The organism is Candidatus Palauibacter sp. (assembly GCF_965261555.1).
In the GTDB taxonomy this organism is placed as follows: Bacteria; Gemmatimonadota; Gemmatimonadetes; order Palauibacterales; family Palauibacteraceae; genus Palauibacter.
The window spans coordinates 2,412,720-2,432,657 of the sequence record NZ_OZ253465.1; the positions used below are offsets into that span (position 1 = coordinate 2,412,720).

General features: G+C 69.8%; 19 protein-coding genes and 1 pseudogene. 10 read left to right on the forward strand and 10 right to left on the reverse strand.

From position 1 onward, the window contains the following. Positions 1-71: 71 nt before the first annotated feature. Together ACQY5G_RS10370 and ACQY5G_RS10375 are read right to left on the reverse strand one after the other, a co-directional pair. Positions 72-977, reverse strand: coding sequence for an SDR family NAD(P)-dependent oxidoreductase (locus tag ACQY5G_RS10370; RefSeq protein ID WP_428273706.1), 906 nt, complete (start codon positions 975-977; stop codon positions 72-74). Between the two features lie 31 nt (positions 978-1,008). After that, entirely contained in the window at positions 1,009-2,328 is a 1,320-nt protein-coding gene (locus ACQY5G_RS10375; RefSeq protein ID WP_428273708.1) for an aspartate aminotransferase family protein, read from the reverse strand. A 363-nt stretch (positions 2,329-2,691) separates the two neighbouring features. Here ACQY5G_RS10375 and ACQY5G_RS10380 point away from each other — a divergent pair, with 363 nt between their 5' ends. Next, positions 2,692-4,956 (forward strand): Ig-like domain-containing protein, encoded by a 2,265-nt coding sequence (locus tag ACQY5G_RS10380; protein ID WP_428273710.1) that lies wholly within the window; start codon positions 2,692-2,694, stop codon positions 4,954-4,956. A 4-nt stretch (positions 4,957-4,960) separates the two neighbouring features. Here the strand turns inward: ACQY5G_RS10380 and ACQY5G_RS10385 are convergent, their stop codons facing one another. Genes ACQY5G_RS10385 through ACQY5G_RS10405 form a run of 5 tightly spaced genes read right to left on the reverse strand, consistent with a single transcriptional unit; the run spans position 4,961 to position 9,269 of the window. After that, complete coding sequence (locus ACQY5G_RS10385) at positions 4,961-5,827, reverse strand: 3-hydroxyacyl-CoA dehydrogenase family protein (RefSeq protein ID WP_428273712.1); 867 nt, start codon at positions 5,825-5,827, stop codon at positions 4,961-4,963. Then, a complete protein-coding gene (locus ACQY5G_RS10390) occupies positions 5,824-6,342 on the reverse strand; it encodes an N-acetyltransferase family protein (protein WP_428273714.1) in 519 nt (172 codons plus the stop codon). The genes ACQY5G_RS10385 and ACQY5G_RS10390 overlap by 4 nt, the downstream gene beginning before the upstream one ends. Then, positions 6,335-7,171: an enoyl-CoA hydratase/isomerase family protein gene (locus ACQY5G_RS10395; protein ID WP_428273716.1), complete on the reverse strand. Its 837-nt coding sequence runs from the start codon at positions 7,169-7,171 to the stop codon at positions 6,335-6,337. Before ACQY5G_RS10395 ends, ACQY5G_RS10390 begins: the two co-directional genes overlap by 8 nt. A gap of 16 nt (positions 7,172-7,187) precedes the next feature. Continuing rightward, positions 7,188-8,408, reverse strand: coding sequence for a thiolase family protein (locus tag ACQY5G_RS10400; protein WP_428273718.1), 1,221 nt, complete (start codon positions 8,406-8,408; stop codon positions 7,188-7,190). Positions 8,409-8,462: 54 nt separating this feature from the next. Beyond that, a complete protein-coding gene (locus tag ACQY5G_RS10405) occupies positions 8,463-9,269 on the reverse strand; it encodes an enoyl-CoA hydratase/isomerase family protein (protein WP_428273720.1) in 807 nt (268 codons plus the stop codon). Positions 9,270-9,555: 286 nt separating this feature from the next. Here ACQY5G_RS10405 and ACQY5G_RS10410 point away from each other — a divergent pair, with 286 nt between their 5' ends. The 8 genes and pseudogenes from ACQY5G_RS10410 to ACQY5G_RS10445 all read left to right on the forward strand — a co-directional run bounded on the left by ACQY5G_RS10410 (position 9,556) and on the right by ACQY5G_RS10445 (position 15,174). Next, positions 9,556-10,821: an MFS transporter gene (locus ACQY5G_RS10410; protein WP_428273722.1), complete on the forward strand. Its 1,266-nt coding sequence runs from the start codon at positions 9,556-9,558 to the stop codon at positions 10,819-10,821. A 13-nt stretch (positions 10,822-10,834) separates the two neighbouring features. Next, complete coding sequence (locus tag ACQY5G_RS10415) at positions 10,835-11,584, forward strand: alpha/beta family hydrolase (protein WP_428273724.1); 750 nt, start codon at positions 10,835-10,837, stop codon at positions 11,582-11,584. 75 nt (positions 11,585-11,659) lie between these two features. Then, the gene (locus tag ACQY5G_RS10420) at positions 11,660-11,884 is read left to right on the forward strand and encodes a DUF6364 family protein (RefSeq protein WP_428273726.1); all 225 of its coding nucleotides are present in this window, start codon (positions 11,660-11,662) and stop codon (positions 11,882-11,884) included. Then, complete coding sequence (locus tag ACQY5G_RS10425; protein ID WP_428273728.1) at positions 11,884-12,288, forward strand: type II toxin-antitoxin system VapC family toxin; 405 nt, start codon at positions 11,884-11,886, stop codon at positions 12,286-12,288. The genes ACQY5G_RS10420 and ACQY5G_RS10425 overlap by 1 nt, the downstream gene beginning before the upstream one ends. 218 nt (positions 12,289-12,506) lie before the next feature. After that, a pseudogene (locus tag ACQY5G_RS10430) lies at positions 12,507-12,569 on the forward strand (hypothetical protein); the annotation flags it as partial. Between the two features lie 52 nt (positions 12,570-12,621). Beyond that, complete coding sequence (locus tag ACQY5G_RS10435) at positions 12,622-13,194, forward strand: SDR family NAD(P)-dependent oxidoreductase (protein WP_428278680.1); 573 nt, start codon at positions 12,622-12,624, stop codon at positions 13,192-13,194. Then, positions 13,191-14,768 (forward strand): M14 family metallopeptidase, encoded by a 1,578-nt coding sequence (locus ACQY5G_RS10440; RefSeq protein ID WP_428278681.1) that lies wholly within the window; start codon positions 13,191-13,193, stop codon positions 14,766-14,768. The genes ACQY5G_RS10435 and ACQY5G_RS10440 overlap by 4 nt, the downstream gene beginning before the upstream one ends. Before the next feature lie 43 nt (positions 14,769-14,811). Continuing rightward, on the forward strand, positions 14,812-15,174 hold the full coding sequence (locus ACQY5G_RS10445) for a VOC family protein (RefSeq protein ID WP_428273730.1): 363 nt from the start codon (positions 14,812-14,814) through the stop codon (positions 15,172-15,174). Positions 15,175-15,217: 43 nt separating this feature from the next. Here ACQY5G_RS10445 and ACQY5G_RS10450 read toward each other — a convergent pair whose 3' ends face one another. Continuing rightward, positions 15,218-16,744 carry a BCCT family transporter gene (locus ACQY5G_RS10450; RefSeq protein WP_428278682.1) on the reverse strand — a complete coding sequence of 509 codons (1,527 nt, stop codon included), beginning with the start codon at positions 16,742-16,744 and terminating at the stop codon, positions 15,218-15,220. A gap of 242 nt (positions 16,745-16,986) precedes the next feature. On the opposite strand from ACQY5G_RS10450, the gene ACQY5G_RS10455 reads away from it, so the two are divergent. Then, on the forward strand, positions 16,987-17,805 hold the full coding sequence (locus tag ACQY5G_RS10455) for an oxidoreductase (RefSeq protein WP_428273732.1): 819 nt from the start codon (positions 16,987-16,989) through the stop codon (positions 17,803-17,805). A 17-nt stretch (positions 17,806-17,822) separates the two neighbouring features. On the opposite strand, the gene ACQY5G_RS10460 is transcribed toward ACQY5G_RS10455, so the two are convergent. Both ACQY5G_RS10460 and ACQY5G_RS10465 read right to left on the reverse strand, forming a co-directional pair. Then, the gene (locus ACQY5G_RS10460; protein ID WP_428273734.1) at positions 17,823-18,662 is read right to left on the reverse strand and encodes a metallophosphoesterase family protein; all 840 of its coding nucleotides are present in this window, start codon (positions 18,660-18,662) and stop codon (positions 17,823-17,825) included. Positions 18,663-18,720: 58 nt separating this feature from the next. Beyond that, a complete protein-coding gene (locus ACQY5G_RS10465; RefSeq protein WP_428273736.1) occupies positions 18,721-19,680 on the reverse strand; it encodes an ATP-grasp domain-containing protein in 960 nt (319 codons plus the stop codon). Positions 19,681-19,938: the final 258 nt, after the last annotated feature.

Here is a 19,938-nt window from a genome sequence, read left to right on the forward strand (position 1 = left end):
GGACGGTTGCGCGCCGGGGCGCCGGTGTGATCTGCCGCAGGTAGCCGCCCCATATGCGCAACGGGCCGACCTCAGCCGAGAATGAGCGAGAAGGCGTCGAGCGGCGTGACGAGCCGGCCGGCCAGCGCTTCGGCGAGCGCGGAGGGCGTCAGGTCGCAGCCGGAGCGAGCCTCGAAGACGATCCCGGGGACTTCCAGGACGCGGACTCGCCGCCCGGACACGTGGAACACCTGGTTGTGCGCGGGGCAGTCGGCTTCGGCCAGCCACGCCGCCAGCACGGCGATGTGTTCGGGTCCGAAGGGGTCGTATCCCGTCTCGTCCGGCTCACCCAACTGATCGACGCCGGTCATGCCGGCGACCATGCGCGTTCGCGCGGAGGGCGAGATCACGTTCGAGCGGACGCCGTACGGGGCTCCCTCGATGGACAGGACCTTCGAGAGGCCGACGATGCCCATCTTCGCGGCCCCGTAGTTCGCCTGCCCGAAGTTCCCGCAGAGCCCGGAAGAGGAGGTCGTGTGGATGACGGAGGCGGCGCGGGGGCGGCCGGCCTTCGCCTCGGCGCGCCACCAGGCGAGCGCGTGGCGGCTCGGGGCCGCGTGGCCCTTGAGGTGGACGGCGATGACCGCGTCCCATTCGTCCTCGGACATGTTGAAGAAGGCACGGTCGCGGAGGATGCCGGCGTTGTTCACGAGTACGTCGAGGCCGCCGAAGGATTCGACCGCGAGGGCGATGAGGTCGCGGGCGGCGATCCAGTCGGAGATGTCGTGACGGCTGGCCACGGCCCGGCCGCCGCCGGCCCGGATCTCGGCGCAGACGGATTCGGCCGGACCGGCATCGGCGCCGTCGCCGCCGACGCCCGTGCCGAGGTCGTTGACGACGACGCTCGCCCCGCCGGCCGCCAGGGCGAGCGCGTGGGCCCGGCCGATGCCGCGGCCGGCGCCCGTCACAATCGCCACGCGTCCGGCCAGGCGGCTCACGCCCGAGTGCCCTCGCCGGCAGTTCGCCGGGTCAGCCGTCGATCCGCCGGCAGGCGGCGGCGAGGCGGCGGATGCCCTCCGCCATCTCGTCTTCCGCGATGAGGAGCGATGGGCCGATCCGGATCACGTGCCCGCTCAGCCCGCCGCGCCCGATGAGCAGGCGCTCCTCGCGGGCCGCCTCGAGCAGCGCGCCGGCGCGCTCGCCGTCCGGCACCCTCCCGGCGCGGTCCTCGACCATCTCGATGCCCTGCATCAACCCCATGCCGCGCACCTCGCCGATCCAGTCGTGCGCGCTCTTCAGCGCTTCCAGCCCGGCGCGAAGCTGCCCGCCGCGCTCGGCGGCGCGGGCCGGCACGTTCTCGCTCTTCATCACGCCCAGCGTGGCGCGCATCGCCGCCATCGAGATCGAGTTGCCCCCGTACGTCGAGATCGACGGACCCTGCCAGGCCTCGGCGATCTCGGGCCGCGTGACAGTCGCCCCCACGGGGAAGCCGTTCGCGATCCCCTTGGCCATCACCATGATGTCCGGCTCGACGCCCCAGTGCTCGATTCCGAACCAGCGGTCCCCGGTCCGACCGAACCCGGCCTGCACCTCGTCGATGATGAACAGGCCGCCGTAGCTCCTGATCACCTCCGCCGCCCTTCGGAAATAGTCGGGAGGCGGCACGATGACGCCGGCCACGCCCTGGATCGTCTCGGCGAAGAAGGCGGCCGGCTTCCCGCCCGTCGTCGTCTCGATGACCTCCACGAGGTCGTCGATGAAGAAGTCCGTCGCCTCGGGACCCGCGCCGACCGGAGACCGGTAGAGGTACGGCGACCGCGCGTGGACGACCCCGTCGACGCCCCCGCCGGGGAGACGCCAGGCGCCCTGCGCCGTCATATGGCTCGTGAGCGTGCTCCTGCCGGAATAGGAGAGCCGCAGCGCCACGATCTCGTGCCGTCCCGTATACAGGCGCGCCGTCGCGACCGCGGATTCCACCCCCTCGGTGCCGCTGTTCGTGAAGCAGGTCGTCCGGAGGGCGCCCGGCGTGATCTCCGCCAGCGCGCGGGCGGCCTCGATCTGGCCTTCCGTCACGTAGAGGGCCGAGGTGTGTCCGAGCCGCTCCATCTGCGCGCGCGCCGCCTCGACGACCGCCGGGTTACAGTGGCCGACCGACGTCGTGAGGATACCCGCGAACAGATCCAGGTACTCGTCGCCGTCCACGTCCGTGAGCCAGACACCCTCGCCACGGGCGAGCGCGAGGGGCTCGTTGTAGTAGGGACGGACCCAGGGATAGAGGTAGTCGCCGTGGGTTTCGGTCAGGGTCCGCGTTCGGGATTCCACCAAGGTGGTTGTGGATACGCTGCTCACGAGGCACTTCCCCGCTTGCCCGGCATTCCGCCGGTGGTTGCGGCGCAGCCCGCCGGATGCAAGCGTGCGCGATAATCCGGGAAAGTGACGTTGGGAATGGTTACGGGCAATCGCCGGTTCCGCTCTCGAACGATCGCGCGCGGGCCTTTTGCCGTGCCTTCACGCGACGCCGCCCCGCACCGATAGTCTGTCGAACCTTACTCAAGCCTCCACGAGGTCCTTTCCGTGTCGCGTTTGTGTCTCAGTAAAGGGAAAATCGGTTCACATGCCGCCGGGCTGGGCCTTGGACTGGCACTTCTGTCCGCCTGCGGCGACGGGGAATCGGCGACCGAGCCGCCGCCGAACCGTGCGCCCGCGGTGGCGATGGCGATCGGGTCGGCGACGGTGGAGGCGGGCGGGACGCTGGTGGTGGAGGCGTCGGACCACTTCACGGATCCGGACGGGGACGCGCTTACCTACTCGGCCGTCTCGTCGGCGCCCGCAGTGGCGATGGCGTCGGTGTCGGGCTCGGAGGTGACGGTGACGGGGGTGTCGGCGGGGACGGCGGAGGTGACGGTGACGGCCCGGGACCCGGGCGGGTTTACGGCGTCGCAGTCGTTCACCGTGACGGTACCTAACCGTGCGCCCGCGGTGGCGATGGCGATCGGGTCGGCGACGGTGGAGGCGGGCGGGACGCTGGTGGTGGAGGCGTCGGACCACTTCACGGATCCGGACGGGGACGCGCTTACCTACTCGGCCGTCTCGTCGGCGCCCGCAGTGGCGATGGCGTCGGCGTCGGGCTCGGAGGTGACGGTGGCGGGGGTGTCGGGGGGGTCTGCGGAGGTGGCGGTTACGGCCCGGGATCCGGGCGGGTTGACGGCGTCGCAGTCGTTCTCGGTGACGGTGCCGAACCGGCCTCCGGCGGTGGCGATGGCGATGGGGTCGGCGACGGTGGAGGCGGGCGGGACGCTGGTGGTGGACGCGTCGGACCACTTCACGGATCCGGATGGGGACGCGCTGGAGTACTCGGCCGTCTCGTCGGCGCCGGGGGTGGCGACGGCGTCGGTGTCGGGCTCGGAGGTGACCGTGGCGGGGGTTTCGGGGGGTGCTGCGGAGGTGACGGTGACGGCCCGGGACACGGGGGGCCTGACGGCGTCGCAGTCGTTCTCGGTGACGGTGCCGAACCGGCCTCCGGCGGTGGCGATGGCGATGGGGTCGGCGACGGTGGAGGCGGGCGAGACGCTGGTTGTGGAGGCGTCGGAGCACTTCAGCGATCCGGACGGGGACGCTCTGGAGTACTCGGCCGCCTCGTCGGCGCCGGGGGTGGCGACGGCGTCGGCGTCGGGCTCGGAGGTGACGGTGACGGGGGTGTCGGGGGGTTCTGCGGAGGTGACGGTGACGGCCCGGGACCCGGGCGGGTTGACGGCGTCGCAGTCGTTCTCGGTGACGGTGCCGAACCGCGCTCCGGCGGCGGCGGCGGCGATCGGGTCGGCGACGGTGGAGGCGGGCGGGACGCTGGTTGTGGAGGCGTCGGAGCACTTCAGCGATCCGGACGGGGACGCTCTGGAGTACTCGGCCGTCTCGTCGGCGCCGGACGTGGCGACGGCGACGGCGTCGGGCTCGGAGGTGACGGTGGCGGGGGTGTCGGGGGGTTCTGCGGAGGTGACGGTGACGGCCCGGGACCCGGGCGGGTTGACGGCGTCGCAGTCGTTCTCGGTGACGGTGCCGAACCGCGCTCCGGCGGCGGCGGCGGCGATCGGGTCGGCGACGGTGGAGGTGGGAGAGACGCTGGTTGTGGAGGCGTCGGAGCACTTCAGCGATCCGGACGGGGACGCTCTGGAGTACTCGGCCGTCTCGTCGGCGCCGGACGTGGCGACGGCGACGGCGTCGGGCTCCGAGGTGACCCTGGCGGCGGTGTCGGCGGGGTCCGCGGAGGTGACGGTGACGGCCCAGGATCCGGAGGGCTTGACGGCGTCGCAGTCGTTCGCCGTGACGGTGACGGCTCCGCCGCCGCCACCCCCGCCGCCGCCACCCCCACCGCCTCCGCCTCCGCCTCCTCCCCCGCCGCCGTCGGGGCAGGCGACCTACCGCGTCGTCTTCTCCGCCACGTGGAGCGCCGCCACGCACCCGAACCGCTTTCCGTCCGGCCCGCATTTTTCGCCGCTCATCGGCGGCGTCCACGACGCCAGCGTTGAGTTCTGGGCCGTGGGCGGCACCCCCAGCGCGGGGATCGAGACCATGGCCGAGACGGGCGGCACGAGCACGTTGGCGGCCGAAATCAACGCATCGGGGGGTGCGCTGGCGGTCCTAAGCGGCCCGGGCATCAGCAGCAGCCCCGGAAGCGCCACGATTGCGCAGTTCAACGTGCGGACCGAATACTCGCTCGTGACGCTGGTTACGATGATCGCCCCGAGCCCGGACTGGTTCGCGGGCGTGTCCAGACTCTCGCTCTTGGACGGGAACGGAGAGTGGGTCAACGAACTCACGGTGACGCTGTATCCGATGGACGCGGGATCGGACAGCGGCCCCTGGTACACCTCTCCCAACGACGATACTTCGCCCAAGGAGGCGATCGGCTCACTCCAGGGGGTGGCCCCCTTCTCGAGCGCCCCGGTGGGCACGTTCACGTTCACGCGCACCGACTCGTAGACGTCTACGAGTCGTCCCCCCAACGGTAGAAGCCGCGTCCGCTCTTCCGGCCCAGGCGGCCCGCCGCCACCATCCGCTCGAGCAGGGCGGGGGGTTCGAACACCGGCGACCCCAGCGCCTCGTGCAGGTAGCGGGCGATGTCGAGCCGGACGTCGAGTCCGACGAGATCTCCAAGTTTCAGCGGTCCCATGGGGTGGCGGTAGCCAAGCATCATCGCGGTGTCGATGTCCTCCGGGCTCGCCACGCCCTCCTCCACCATGCGGATGGCTTCGAGCCCGAGGGCAAGCCCGAGCCGCGAGGAGGCGAACCCGGGCGAGTCGGCGATGACGATCGGCGTCTTCCCGATGCGTTCGGCGACCTCGCGCGCTCTCGCCACGGTTTCGTCGGATGTCTCCGCCCCGCGCACGATCTCCACGAGTGCCATGATGTGGACGGGGTTGAAGAAGTGCATCCCGATCACGCGGTCGGGCGACGGGATTCCCTCCGCGAGGGCGGTGATGGAGAGGGAAGAGGTGTTCGTGGCGAGCAGCGCGCCGTCGGCGGCCGCCTCCCCGCACCGCGCGAGAACTTTCTGCTTGAGGTCGAGCTTCTCCGGCACGGCTTCGATCGCGATCTCGACCCCATCGGCGGCCTCGCCCAGGTACCGGCTGTAGGACAGCCCCTCGAGGGCACGGTCGCGCTCTTCGGGCTTGACCTTCCCGCGCTGGATCCCCTTGCGGAGGTTGGCCTCGATGCGCTCGCGCGCCATCTCCAGCACGTCGGGCATGACGTCGAAGAGACGGGTGTCGTAGCCGGCCATCGCCGCGACCTGGGCGATCCCGTGCCCCATCGTGCCGGCTCCGAGCACGGCCAGTGCCGGACGAGCCGTCATTCGATCCAGTCCTCCAGGTTCATCTCCGGTTCGGGGCGGAGCGAGTAGCGGCGCACGACCTCGATGGCCTCGAAGCCGAGGTCGTCGGCGAGCGCGTTCGCGATCAGGTTGTCCGCTCCGGTGAAGAGACGCACCTCGCGGATGTCCCAATCCGCGGCCCACTCGAACGCTGCGCGCAACAGGCGCCGCAGGTTCCCCTTGCGCCGCTCCTCCCGTCTCACGAACGGAGTCTGGATGCGCACGTACCGGGGCGGGTCGAACAGGGGTTCGTTCTCCTCCACGAAGCAGACGAGCATGCCGTCGAGGCCGCCGTCTTCCGCCTCCAGCACGAAGACGACGCTCGTGGCCTCTTCGATGTGACGGCGGAACATGCCCGCGCGCGTCTCGATGGCGTCCGTGCGGAGCCGCCGGTAGGCGGGATTGAGGGCATGAATCCGCATGTACCGGGTCCACATCGCGACGAGTTCATCGATGTCGCCGACCCGGGCCGGTCGAACCGTGACGGTCTCAGACACGCGTACCCGCCTCCGTCGCTGCAGGGTTTTCGACATCGCCGCCGCTCCCGAACCGGGGCGAACGCTTCTCGACGAACGCGCGGACGCCCTCGAGCGCGTCCGCGGACTCGAAGCAGGCCTTCTGCGCCGCCGTCTCGTAGTCGAGCATCTCCTCGAAGCTGGACGAGAGGGAGCGCTGCACCGCCTGCTTCGCGAGCCGGAGGGGCAGCGTCGGCTTGCGCGCCAGCCTGCGCGCCCAGTCGCGGGCCAGCGGCATGAGTTCGTCCGCGGGGACCACGCGGTTTACGAGGCCGATTCGCTCGCATTCGGCGGCCGGAACCATCTCCCCGAAGAAGAAAAGCTCCGCAGCGCGCGCCGGACCCACGAGTCGAGGCACGGCGTAGGTCCCGCCCCAGTCCGGGTGGAGGCCGATGCGGTTGAAGGTCTGGCCGATCGACGCCGTCTCGGAGGCGAGCCGGAGGTCGCAGGCGAGGGCGAGGTTCGCGCCGCCGCCCGCCGTGGGCCCGTTGACGGCGGCGATCACCGGCTTGGGCATGCCCCGGATCGCCGCCGCGACCCGGCGCCCCGCTTCGACGAGCGCGACGGCCTCGTCGACGGCCTGCGTTTCGATGAGCCGGGTGAGGTACTTGACGTCGGCGCCCGCGCAGAACGCCCGCCCGGTTCCGGTGATGATGACCGCGCGCACCCCGTCGTCCGCGCCGAGCGTCTCGATCCCGCGGGCGATCTCGCTCCGCATCTCCCCGATGAAGGCGTTGAGCTTGTCCGGCCGGTTGAGCGTGAGCGTGCCCACGCCGTCCTCGATCTCGATCAGGACGTGTGCCGCGCTCATGCCGAACCCGCCCGCGTCATGCCGTCTCCGCGTCGCGGTGCACGAGAAGGGCGATCCCCTGGCCGACGCCGATGCACATCGTGACGAGCCCATGGGACGCGTCCCGCCGGCGCATCTCGTGGACGAGCGTCGTGAGGATCTTCGCGCCGGTGCAGCCGAGCGGATGGCCGAGCGCGATCGCGCCCCCGTTCACGTTCACGCGGTCCGGATCGAGGCCGAGCTCGGCAATGCAGGGCAGCGCCTGCGCCGCGAATGCCTCGTTGAGTTCAATCAGGTCGAGGTCATCGACCGTAAGTCCATCTCTCTGCAGAGCTTTACGGGTGGCAGGAACGGGTCCGATGCCCATCCGCTGCGGCTCCACGCCGGCCACGGCGGAGGCCCCCACCGTCGCCAGCGGCTCAAGGCCGAGTTCGTTCGCGGCGCCCCGGCTGGCGATGAGGACGGCGGCCGCCCCGTCGTTGATGCCGGAGGCGTTTCCCGCCGTGACCGTGCCGTCGGCCCGGAAGGCGGCGCGCAGGCGGGCGAGCTGCTCCGGAGTCGTGCCGGGGCGGGGATGCTCATCGCCCCCCACCCGCAGCGGGTCGCCCTTCCGCCGGGGAACCTCGATCGGCACGATCTCGTCGGCGAACCGGTCCGCCTCGATCGCGGCGGCGGCGCGGCGCTGGCTCTCCACCGCGAAGGCATCCTGCTCCCCGCGTCCGACGCCGTGGTCCTCCGCCACGACCTCCGCGGTCTCGGCGAGCGGGATCGTCCACGGCTCCGGCATGGCGGGGTTCGCGAAGCGCCATCCGACGGTGGTGTCCGCGACCTTCGGCGGCACGCGCGAGAAGGCCCGGTCCGTCTTGAGCATGACCCACGGCGCCCGCGACATGCTCTCCACCCCGCCCGCGATGAACACGTCGCCCTCGCCGGCCCGGATCGCGTGCGCCGCGGTGACGACCGCCTGCAGCCCGGACCCGCAGAGCCGGTTCACGGTCTGGCCCGCGACCTCGACGGGGAGTCCGGCCAGGAGCCCGGCCATCCGGGCCACGTTGCGGTTGTCCTCGCCGGCCTGGTTCGTACACCCGGCGATCACGTCCTCGACGCGGTCGGCCGGGACGCCGGTCCGCTCCACGAGGGCGCGGATCGCGTGCGCCAGCAGGTCGTCGGCCCGAATCGACGAGAGCGCGCCGCCCGCGCGCCCCACCGGCGTGCGGACGGCGTCGATGATGACCGGCGTGCGATCCGCGTCGCTCACCGCGTCCCCCCCGGCTCCCGCCGTTCCACCCGCTCCTCCGGCGCCCGCGGAGTCCTAGCGGCCGGCGAACTCGGGGGCGCGCCGCTCGACGTAGGCCGCGAGGCCCTCGCGCGCGTCGTCCCCCTGGAAGAGGAGCTGCTGCAGTTCGCGCTCGATCGCGAGGCCCTCGGAGAAGGGCACCTCGACCCCGCTGCACACCGACCGCTTGATGCGGCCCACCGCGCGCGACGCCTTGTGGGGCGGGGTGAACTGCCGCGCGTACTCCATCACCTGCGCGTGGAAGGCCTCGTCATCCCCCTCGAACACCTTGTTCACGAGCCCCAGTTCCAGCGCTTCCTCGAACCCGAACGTGCGGCCCTCCGCCATCAGCTCGATGGCCTTCGGCTTCCCGAGCAGCCGGCCGAGCCGCTGCGTCCCGCCGGTCCCCGGGAGGACGCCGAGGTTCACCTCCGGCAGCCCGATCTTTCCGGCGTCCCCGCGGGCGATCCGGATGTCGCAGGCGAGCGCGATCTCGAGTCCGCCGCCGACCGTGTGCCCGTTCAGGGCGCCGATCACGAGCTTGGGCGTGTGCTCGAGCCGTGTCAGCGTCTCGTTCGCGTGGAGGCAGAAGAAGTACTTGAAGTACGGGTCCGAGGTCTGGAGCATCTTGATGTTCGCCCCTGCGGAGAAGAACCTGTCTCCCTCGCCCCGGATGACGATGACGTGGACGTTCTCATCGAACCGCGCGCGCAGGATCGCGTCGTCCAGGTCGCGCATCATCTCGTACGTGTATGTGTTCGCGGGCGGGTCGTCGATCGTGAAGACCGCGACGCCGTCCTCGGCCGCATATCGAATCAGCGTGTCAGGTCGTGCATCAGCCATGGGAGTCCTTCCTCTTGAGAACCGCTCAAAGATGACGTGCGAGAGGCCGCGGCGAGGGGTGTCCCCGCCCTCCGGCGGAGGGTCAAACTATCCCGGCTCACGCGCGGCGTACAGTGAGTTATCCGGGGGTTCCCCTCCGTCGCGCGGGCGCGATTCGGAGCGCAACGCGGAGTCGGCCCGGGGTGTCGTGACCAGAGTGTTCCCGCGAAGAGGGCAAGGACGACGGGAAGAGAGGAGTCCGGCTTGAGACACGGGATGAACGCATTGCCCGCATGTTGAATCCCGCATGCTGAGACGCGCCGGTCTCGGCGTCCTGTTCGGGACGGTGATGGTGGACATGATGGGCTTCGGCATCGTCCTCCCGCTGCTCCCCTTCTACGCCGAGGAAATGGGCGCCTCGCCGCGCTGGGTCACCCTCATCATCGCTTCGTTTTCCATCACGCAACTCCTGTCGGCGCCGATCTGGGGACGGTTCTCAGACCGGGTGGGTCGCCGGCGCCTCCTTCTCATCGGGCTCTTCGCTTCGGCGCTCTCCTACCTCCTGTTCGCCCTCGCCGACAATCTCTGGGTTCTTCTCCTCTCCCGTGCGACGGCAGGTGCCGCCGGCGGGACCGTCGGGATCGCCCAGGCCTACGTCGCCGACTCCACGGAGGGGGAGGAGAGGGCCAAGGGACTCGGGCTCATCGGAGCGGCTTCGGGCCTCGGCATCATGCTCGGCCCGGCGATCGGAGGAGCCTTCAGCAGCTTCGGGCTGGGGGTACCGGGCTACGTCGCCGCCGGCCTGTGTCTGCTCAACCTGATGGCGGCCATGGTGCTGCTGCCGGAGTCGCGGCACTTCCGCTCCGGCCGGGCCGACGCCTCGAAAGGGGAGGCCGCAACGCTTCAGCTCTGGCTCCGGTCGCTCAACCGCTTCCCGCTGCGCGTGCTCCTCCTCGTGTATTTCCTGACGCTCGCCTGCTTCACGTCGATGACATCGGTTCTCGCACTCTACGCAGAGCGCGTGTTCGCGATGACGGCGGCGGACATGGGCCTCGTCTTCACGCTCGCGGGAGGCTGCACCGTGATCGTGCGCGGCGGTCTCGTCGGGCGGATCGTGGAGCGGTTCGGCGAGCCGCGCACCATGCGCGCCGGTTGCGCGCTCCTCGCCCTCGGCGTGGGGGCCATCCCCTTCATCGAAGAGGGCTGGCAGCTATGGGTGCTCGTCCCGACCTGGGCGTCGGCGACGGGGCTTATCTTCCCGGCCCTCCACGCCCTGATCTCGCGGGCGACGGACGAACACTCGCAGGGCTCGGTGTTCGGCGGCAGCCAGGTGGCCGGTGGCGCGGGTCGGGTTCTCGCGCCGCTGGCGGCGGGCCATCTGTTCGAGCTGTACTCGATCGAGAGCCCGTTCCTGGTCGGGGCCGCGGCATCCGCCGTCGCGCTGTGGCTGGCGCTCCGGATCCCCGCGCCGCGCGACCCCAAGGCGAAGGAACCACTCGATCCCACCGACCGCTGGACGGGCCCGGTCGCCGCGCACGAACCCCGCGACCAGCCGGACGCCCGGTCGCCGTGATCCCGCGGGCGCCGTGAACCGGCGGCCCCCCCGCGCCGCCGCCGAGGTCGGGGAAACGGACCGCTTCGCCGAACAGGCGCAGTTCGTGTCGCTGCGTTGGGGCGAGGTGTCGGCCCTGCTCGTCCGTCCTCCCGAGGCGCGGGCCATGCTTGCCTTCGCGCACGGGGCGGGGGCGGGCATCGAGCACCCGTTCATGTCGGACATGGCGCAGCGGCTGGCGGGGCAGGGGATCGCGACCTTCCGCTACCACTTTCCCTACATGGAGGCGCGGGCGCTCTCCGGCCGCCGCCGGCCTCCGGACCGTCCGCCGGTCCTCGTGGAAACGGTGCGGACCGCCGTTGCAAAGGCGGCCGCCCTGGCCGGCGAGCTGCCGCTGTTCGCGGGCGGCAAGTCGATGGGCGGCCGCATGACGTCGACCGCCGCAGCCGAGGCGCCGCTCCCCGGCGTCGCCGGCCTCGTCTTCTTCGGTTTCCCGCTGCACGCGCCCGGGCGCCCGGAGCGCGCCGCCGAGCGGGCGGCTCACCTGAGCGGGGTCACCGTCCCGATGCTCTTCCTGCAGGGGACCCGCGACGCCCTCGCCCGCCTCGACCTCATCGAGGAGACGTGCGCCTCGCTCGGGCCGCTCGCAACGCTCCACAAACTGGAGGGCGCCGACCACTCCTTTCGAGTCCTCAAGCGCAGCGGCCGCACGAACGAGCAGGTCGCCGCCGAGATCACCGCACGTATAGCCGCCTGGACCGACCCACTCGGCCGGGAGGAATAGCAAGGGGTCGCAAGTTGACCAGAAGCATACGTATACGCTATCAATAACACGTATACGTTGTCCTGGAGGCGGAGGATGAAAACCAAGCTCACGATCACGGTGGATTCGGACCTGGTACCTGCCGCCAAGCAGCATGCGCGCGGCCGAGGCGTCTCCCTCTCGTCGCTCATCGAGGCGTCACTGAAGGAGATGGTGCAGGACCAGGGTCCCTCCTTCACGGAGCGGTGGAGAGGAGAGTTTCGAGCCGCCGCGAATCCCGGTGATCCTCGGTACGAAGCGCTGGCCCGGAAATACCTCTGATGCTTCTGGATACGGATCTTCTGATCGATGTCGCGCTCGACCGTCGTCCGCATTCTGATGACGCGGCGGAACTGCTGGACCGACTTCAGAAGGGGCCGAAGAAGGCTTTCGTCGCTTGGCATTCGCTGTCGAACTTCTATTACATCGTGGCTCCCCGTCGCAGCGGCATCCATGCACGTGATTTCGTCGAGCACCTGACCCGCTTCGTGGCCGTGACTCCTTCAGGCACCGACGCCATCAAGTACGCCGCCGAGCTCCCGATGGCCGACTTCGAGGACGCGATGCAGGTGGCTGCAGCGCGCGCTTGCGGCGCGCGGTACATCATCACCAGGAATGTGTCGGACTTCCGGCGCTCCCCCATTCCCGCGCTAATGCCGAGAGACGCCCTCGACGCGCTGTTCTGAGATCCGACCTTGCTGTCCCGCGGGAAGGCATGCCGCGCTCGGCGATCGACCGCGCCCGGCATCATGAAGTCGATTCCACGGGTGCGCCATCGTCGCGACTCTGACCCAGGAGGGGGATAGCTTTGGGAGAGTGGTTGGGGGCCATGAGAGACAAAGGAAGAATCGTTGGGAATATCGTATCCCCCATCGATCGGAGGAGCGGCGCCATGCGCAGAGTGATGCTGGTCACTGGGGCTTCGGCCGGGATCGGGCGGGAGGCGGCCATCCTGCTGGCTCGAGAGGGCCACGCGGTGTACGCCGGCGCCCGCCGGCTGGACCGCATGCAGGAGTTGGTTGCACACGGGATCTCTCCCATCGAAGGACATCCCGCTGGACGACGCACGGTACCAGTTCGAGGTGAACCTGTTCGGCCTCGCCCACCTCACCCAGCTCGTCCTGCCGCACATGCGGGCGCAGCGCTCTGGCCGGATCATCAACGTCTCGTCCATGCTGGGGAGGGTCTTCGTGCCGCTCGGCGCCTGGTACCACGCCACGAAACACGCCCTGGAGGGATGGTCGGACTGCCTCCGCTGGGAGACGGCGCCGTTCAACATCCAGGTCGTCGTCATTCAGCCGGGCGCGATCCGGACCGAGTTCGCCGACGTGATGGGCGCCCGCATGCGGAAGTACGGCGAGGACACCGCGTACAAGGACCAGATGGAACGGTTCCTCGGCGTGATCGACGACCCGGGGGGCAGGACCCGCACCGAGCCCGCGGTCATCGCCAAGGTGTTGCTCGAGGCCGCGACGACCGCCAGACCGCGCCGGAGATACGTCAGCGGGGCGATGGCGCGGCCCATGATGTTCCTCAGGAAGTGGTTCGGGGACGGGGTCTACGAAGTCGTGCTGCGCCGGGCGCTCCGATGACTGCGCGGGCGTGGCGACTCGCGGCGATCGCAGCTGCACTCGCGGCGTGCGGCGGACCCGCGCCGCCGGACGATGCGTTCCTCACCCGCGCGGAGCGGACAGCGTACCGCGAGACGAGTTCGTACGCCGACGTCGTGGATTTTATGCAGCGCGCGGCGGCGAGCGATGCATCCGTTCACTACACGACGTACGGCTACACGAACGAGGGACGGGCGCTTCCCCTGGCGGTGGTGGGCGATGTCGAGGATCCGGGCCCGGCGTCGGTCCGCGCTTCCGGCAAGACGGTCGTCTACCTGCAGGGCAACATCCACGCCGGCGAAGTATGCGGGAAGGAGGCGCTCCAGATGCTGCTGCGCGACCTCCTGGCCGGCCGCCACGGCGGGTGGCGGGAGTCGATGGTCCTCCTCATAGCGCCCATCTACAACGCGGACGGAAACGAACGGGTGAACCTCGTGAACCGGGGGCGGCAGTACGGCCCGGTCGGGGGGATGGGCCAGCGTCCGAACGCCCAGGGCTACGACCTGAACCGCGACCACATGAAGCTCGACTCGCCCGAGGCGCGGTCCGTGGCGCGGCTGTTCAGCGAATACGATCCGCACGTCGCCGTCGATCTGCACACGACGAACGGGACGCGGCACGCCTACCATCTCACCTACTCGCCGCCGCTCCACCCCAACACGCCGGCGGAGATCGACGATTTCCTGCGGGAGGGGCTCTTTCCACACGTCACGGGGGAGATCCGGGAGAAGTACGGCTGGGAGTACTACTACTACGGGAACGCGTCGACGCGAGGCGGGGACGCGCCCGGCTGGTACACCTTCGACCACCGTCCGCGCTTCAACAACAACTACCTCGGGCTCCGCAACCGGATCGCGATCCTCAGCGAGGCCTACTCCTACGCGACATTCGAGGAGCGCGTGCTCGCGACGCTCCATTTCGTCGAGGAGATCCTCGATTACGTCCATGAGCACGCGGTCGAGGTCCGGAGCATCGTCGCCGATGCCGATGCCGCCGTCGTAACGGGCGATTCGCTCGCGCTGCGCGCCGTTCCCGAGCGATCGGCCGCGCCCGTCGACATCCTGATGGGCGCCACGGTCGAGGAGGCGCACCCCCTCACCGGGCGCCCGCTCCTCCTGCGCGCGGACACCCAGTACGTCGAGACGATGTACGAGTACGGGACCTTCGCGCCGACGCTGCGGGCGCGCGTGCCCGCGGCCTACCTCATCCCGGCGGATCTGTCGGACGTTCTGATTCGGCTCGCGGCACACGGCATCGCGCTCGAGCCTGCCGGGTCGGCGCCCCTCGATGTGGAGGCGTTCCGCATCGACTCGGTGCGCACCGCCGAGCGGCCGTTCCAGGGACGCAACGAGCAGACGCTCTTCGGCCTCTACGAGACGGACCGGGTTCCGCCAGCCCCCGGGGACATGCTCGCGCGGACCGACCAGCCGCTGGGACGCCTCCTGTTCAGCCTGCTCGAGCCACAGTCGGACGACGGCTTCGCGAACTGGGGGTTCCTCGCGGACCGGCTGCGCCCCGGCGAGGCGTATCCCATCCTGCGCGTCCCGGGCAGCTGAACCGGGGCGTCGATCGTGCAGCCCATCATCGAGAGGACGTAGCGTGCAAAACGTTCAGGGATTCGGCGGGTTCTTCTTTCGGGCGAAGGATCCGGCAGGACTCACGAAGTGGTATGAGGATCACCTCGGCATCAATCCCGCTCCGACGAACATGGAGATGGAGCCGTGGGTGACGGAGTCCGGGGTCACGGTGTTCGCACCCTTCGCCGCCGACACGGACTATTTCGCGGCGGAGAAGACGTTCATGCTGAATTTTCGCGTCGCCGATCTGGACGCGATGATCGCGCAACTGAAGTCCGCGGATATCGAGGTCAGCCACGAGAGCGAGATGGAGGGCGTCGGCCGCTTCGCCCGCATCCACGACCCCGAAGGAAACGCGATCGAACTCTGGGAACCCGCGTCGTGAGGCGGCGCGCCAGCGTCACCTTCGCTGGCGAGCGTGATCTCCCCTAGGGATCGCGCGCGAGGGACCTGAGCAGCCCGGCGATCATGAACAGCAGCACGACGCTCACAGGCAGGGCGGCGGCGATGGCGGCCGTCTGGAGGGCCTGGAGGCCATCGGCAAGCAGCAGCACGGCCGCCACCGCGCCCACGCCGAGCCCCCAGACGATGCGGAACCGCCGCGGGGGGTGAGGGTCGCCCATGCTCAGGAGCGTCGTGATCACGAGCGTGCCGGAGTCCGAAGACGTGATGAACCAGGTCGCGAGCAGGAGCGTGGCCATGGCGGACATGGCCCAGGCGAGCCAGTCGGCGTCGCTCATCCGGTCGATCGTCGCGTAGAGCGCGCCTTCGTAGTTGCCGCCGCGCACCAGTTCGATGATTCCCGCCGTTGCGACGCCGCCCGGAGCGTTGAGTTCGAGGTGGATCGCGTTGCCGCCGAAGATTCCGAACCACACGAGCGCCAGGCCGGTCGGGACGACCAGCACGCCGAGAACGAACTCGCGCAGCGTGCGTCCGCGGGAGATGCGGGCGATGAACGTGCCGACGAAGGGCGCCCACGAGATCCACCATCCCCAGTAGAAGATCGTCCAGGCGTTCTGCCAGGCGCTCGGCCCCGGACCATCGGCGATCCAGAATCCCATGGGCACGGCGCGCCACAGGTACTCGCCGGCGGATGTGGCGATGAACCGGACGAGCCACGTGAAGGGGCCCAGCAGCAGGAAGCACCCCAGCAGGAGGACGCTCACGCCGATGTTCCACTCCGACAGGATGCGGATCCCGCGCTTCACGCCGGACACCGCCGACAGCGTGGCCGCCAGCGAGATGCCGGCGATGAGCGCAACCTGCGTGACGAGACCCGGATCCACGCCGAGCAGCACGTCGAGTCCCGCGGCCATCTGGCTCGCCCCGAGGCCCAGGGAGGTCGCAATGCCGAAGACCCCGCCGAACACCGCCAGCAGGTCCACCAGGTCGCCGACCGGGCCATAGATCCGGTCGCCGATGAGCGGGTAGAGGGCGGAACGCAGCGTCAGCGGCAGCTTCTTGCGAAACCCGAAGTAGGCGAGGCACAGCCCGACCAGCACGTACGCGGACCATCCGTGGACGCCCCAGTGGAGGTAGGTGGCGCGCATGGCGTGCACGGCCCGCCGCTCGTCCAGAGCGGTGGCGCCCGCCAGGTCGGCGATCGGGTTGTTGGGGTAACCCGCGGCCTGGCTGTTGTCGAAATAGAAGATGGGTTCGGCGATGGAGAAGAAGAGCAGTCCGATCCCGACCGCGGCCGAGAAGAGCATGGCGAGCCAGGAGAACCGGCTGAACTCGGGCGCGGCGTCCTCATCGCCGAGCCGGATCCTCCCGAACCGGCTGCACGCCAGGAACAGGCAGGTGAAGAAGGTCGCGCAGACCGTCAGGACGTAGAACCAGTCGAGCGTGCCCTCGATCCAGGCGCGGAGGCGCCCGAAAGCGGCGCCGGCCGCGTCCACGTCCCAGACCGTAGCGAGGACGAAGGCGAGCACGACGCCCTTGGCGGCGAGCGCCATCCCGGGATTCAGCCCCTTCCACAGCCCGTCCTGCGCCGTGGCTCGCCTGCGCCGCCCGCTCAACGACCGAATGAGTTGTCGACCCGGGGGATTCGGGTCATCGCTTGTGTCTCTCCGTGTCCGAGTCCTTCCGGTCCTCCCACCATGCTAACATCGTGTCCGCCCTCGAAGCCTCACGCGGACGTTCCCGCGGGAACGTCCTCAGACCTCCGAAACAAGATGACTGGGGAAGGAAGAGCACCATGCGCAAGGTGATACTGGTCACCGGAGCCTCGGCCGGCATCGGCCGGGAGGCCGCGATTCTCCTGGCCCGGGAGGGCCACACGGTCTACGCCGGCGCACGCCGCCTGGATCGCCTGGAGGAGCTGACCGAACACGGCATCGCGCCCGTCGAAATGGATGTCACCAGGGAGGACGACAACGAGCGGGCCGTGAGCGGGATCATGGAGCGCGAGCGACGCATCGACGTCCTCATCAACAACGCGGGCTTCGGCCTCTACGGACCCGTCGAGGAGATCCCGCTCGACGACGCGCGGTACCAGTTCGACGTGAACCTGTTCGGCCTCGCCAACCTCACCCAACTCGTCCTGCCGCACATGCGGGCGCAGCGCTCGGGCCGGATCATCAACGTCTCGTCCGTGGTGGGGAAGATCTTCGTGCCTCTCGGGGCCTGGTACGTCGCCACCAAGCATGCGCTTGAAGGGTGGTCGGACTGCCTCCGGCTCGAGGCCGCGCCGTTCAACATCGACGTCGTCCTCGTCGAACCGGGCGCGATCCGGACGGAGTTCTTCGACGTGACCAGGGGGCGGTTGAAGGAGTACCACGACGACACCGCGTACGAAGCGCAGTTCGAGCCGTTCCTCAAGATGTTCGAAGATCCGAAGGCCAGGGCCCGGAGCACCGAAGCCCACGTACTCGGCGAGGTGTTGGTCGAGGCCGCCACGACCCGCAAGCCTCGCCGCAGGTACGTCAAGGGCCACCTGGCGCGGCCCGCGCTCTTCATCAGGAAGTGGCTCGGCGACGGGGCCTACGAGTTCCTGCTGCGCCGCTCCTTCCGCTGACCAGGTCCCGGCGGCGGTCAGCGGATCGTCGCGCCCCGTGGCGCCAGGATGATTTCCCGCAGGTAGGCCCCGATCCCGCGCCGGCGGTCCCACTGCCGCGGATATCCCAGAGAGACCTCCTGGAAGGGCACGCCGTCGAGCCAGTGCGTGTCCCGGATGTGAAGGTGGCCGTAGACCACCGCGCACGCGTTGAACCGACGGTGCCAACCTTCGGTTCGGCGGGTTCCGCACCACGGCGTGAATCGGGGAATCCTCGGCAGCACGGCGTGCCGTTCCTCGAGAGGAAAGTGATTGACGAGGACCTTGGGAAGATCGGCCGGAGCCGACGCGAGCCGCGTGGCCGCGTCCTCGCAGCGCGCCGCGCACCACGAGTCCCGGTCCGGAAACGGGTCGGGATGCAGCATCGCTTCGTCCCCGCAGACGACGCGGGTCTCCCGGGCCCACTGAATGACCTGTTCACGCCGGACCTGCCGGGGCCGGAAGCTGTAGTCGTAGAGCAGGAACAGTGGCGCGACCAGCACCGGCCCGTCCCGATGTTCGACCACCGGATAAGGGTCCTCCGGAGTGAGAACGCCGTGGGAGCGGGCGATTTCCACGAGATGTTCGTAGAGCGCCACGCCACGGAGCCCGGGAGCCCGGTTCGGTATCGTCCAGAGTTCGTGGTTTCCCGGAACCCAGACGACCTGCCGGAACTTCGGAGTGAGTCGCGCGAAGCACCACTCGAGTCGCTGCGCGCCGTGGGCCACGTCGCCTGCCAGGATCAGCCAGTCGTCCGGATGGGCCGGAAAATCCTCCAGTGCCGGCCGGTTTCCCGGGTGGGAGACGTGCAGGTCGGACAACGCCCATAAACGTGGCATGCGATAGACCTATCGGTCGTGGAACGACACCGCACGACCACGGCCCGCGGCGCGCCGCTCAACTCGCGATGCGCCGCCGCCGTCGGACCGGGGTCGCCGTTCGGCGCACGTACCGGGCCACCTCGCCCATGCCGTCGACGCCGATCCGGGCGCCCAGCGTCTGGTTGTAGTTCGTCGTGCCGTTGATGTCGTACGTGTAGCGGTGGCCCCACTGGTCCCGCACGTATTCGATGCCGGCGATCTCGATTCCCTCCCTGTTGCAGAGCCGGATGTACCGCTGCACCAGCGGGTCGTCCTCCGCGACCGGCGAGGGGCTGAAGAGCCCGGGACCGGTCGGGCACACTTCGGGCATCGGGTTGCAGGCGTCCGAGGGGCAGAGTTCGAACCCCCCGGCCGTGGAACTCCGCATGGCGAAGACGAATCTGCCGCCCACGATTTCCACGCGCGTGATGAACGGCTCCGGGGCGTCGATGTACTGCTGGAGGATCATCCGTGCGCCGGGCCCCGCGTCGAAGCCGTCGCCGTCCAGGTGCTGCTCGAGTTCCCGCGCGTCGTGAAAGAGGTGGATCCCCAGACCCTTGCCCCCCTGGTCGTGCTTCGTGATGAACGGACCGTCGAAGGTGGCGGCGGCCTGGAGGAGATGCTCCCTCCCCACGGCCAGCACGGTGCGGGGCGTGCGGATCCCGTGCCTCCGCAGGACGAGATCCTGCCGGAGCTTGCTCATCTCCAGTTCGAAGGCGCCGAGCCCGTTGATCACGCGGCGGCCGTGGGACTCCAGCCAGTAGAGGAGTTGCCGCGCGAGTTCCACCGTGTGGACGTGGCCCCGAGTGTGCGACGAAGGGCTGATGCGGTTGATCCAGACACCCTCGGGCGGAGGGACGGACGGGTCGACGAGCCCCTCGTTCACGTGCACGAGGCGGACCCGGAAACCCTCCCTCGCGAGCGCCTCCTGAAGGGGCGGAATCCAGGCCGGGTTCTCGTACAGCACATGTATCTGCGGCAAAACGGGACGAATCATGATCTTCTCTCGGGTTGAAACCGGTTGAACAGGGGGCACAAAAAAGCCGCCCAGGTCGGCGGACCGGGGCGGCTCGGAAAACGGTTTGAGCTAAAGGCTCAGCGCATCAACACACCCGGATCCACGCGTCGTGGCGACACGAACACATACAGGCGCAGGTGCTGGGAGCGGAGGTGCCGCCGGCGCAGCTCGCCCCGCGGGCGCGGAGGGGTCGGATGTCGGACGCGCGAATCATGGCGCGAGAAGATGCCCGGGCCG

What these genes read in the sequence shown, in the direction of transcription:
- ACQY5G_RS10380 (WP_428273710.1), top strand. Translation starts at nt 2,692, where the DNA reads ATGGCGATCGGGTCGGCGACGGTGGAGGCGGGCGGGACGCTGGTGGTG.
- ACQY5G_RS10420 (WP_428273726.1), top strand. Translation starts at nt 11,660, where the DNA reads ATGAAAACCAAGCTCACGATCACGGTGGATTCGGACCTGGTACCTGCC.
- ACQY5G_RS10410 (WP_428273722.1), top strand. Translation starts at nt 9,556, where the DNA reads ATGCTGAGACGCGCCGGTCTCGGCGTCCTGTTCGGGACGGTGATGGTG.
- ACQY5G_RS10450 (WP_428278682.1), bottom strand. Translation starts at nt 16,744, where the DNA reads ATGGCGCTCGCCGCCAAGGGCGTCGTGCTCGCCTTCGTCCTCGCTACG.
- ACQY5G_RS10455 (WP_428273732.1), top strand. Translation starts at nt 16,987, where the DNA reads ATGCGCAAGGTGATACTGGTCACCGGAGCCTCGGCCGGCATCGGCCGG.
- ACQY5G_RS10465 (WP_428273736.1), bottom strand. Translation starts at nt 19,680, where the DNA reads ATGATTCGTCCCGTTTTGCCGCAGATACATGTGCTGTACGAGAACCCG.
- ACQY5G_RS10425 (WP_428273728.1), top strand. Translation starts at nt 11,884, where the DNA reads ATGCTTCTGGATACGGATCTTCTGATCGATGTCGCGCTCGACCGTCGT.
- ACQY5G_RS10395 (WP_428273716.1), bottom strand. Translation starts at nt 7,171, where the DNA reads ATGAGCGCGGCACACGTCCTGATCGAGATCGAGGACGGCGTGGGCACG.
- ACQY5G_RS10460 (WP_428273734.1), bottom strand. Translation starts at nt 18,662, where the DNA reads ATGCCACGTTTATGGGCGTTGTCCGACCTGCACGTCTCCCACCCGGGA.
- ACQY5G_RS10440 (WP_428278681.1), top strand. Translation starts at nt 13,191, where the DNA reads ATGACTGCGCGGGCGTGGCGACTCGCGGCGATCGCAGCTGCACTCGCG.
- ACQY5G_RS10385 (WP_428273712.1), bottom strand. Translation starts at nt 5,827, where the DNA reads ATGACGGCTCGTCCGGCACTGGCCGTGCTCGGAGCCGGCACGATGGGG.
- ACQY5G_RS10405 (WP_428273720.1), bottom strand. Translation starts at nt 9,269, where the DNA reads ATGGCTGATGCACGACCTGACACGCTGATTCGATATGCGGCCGAGGAC.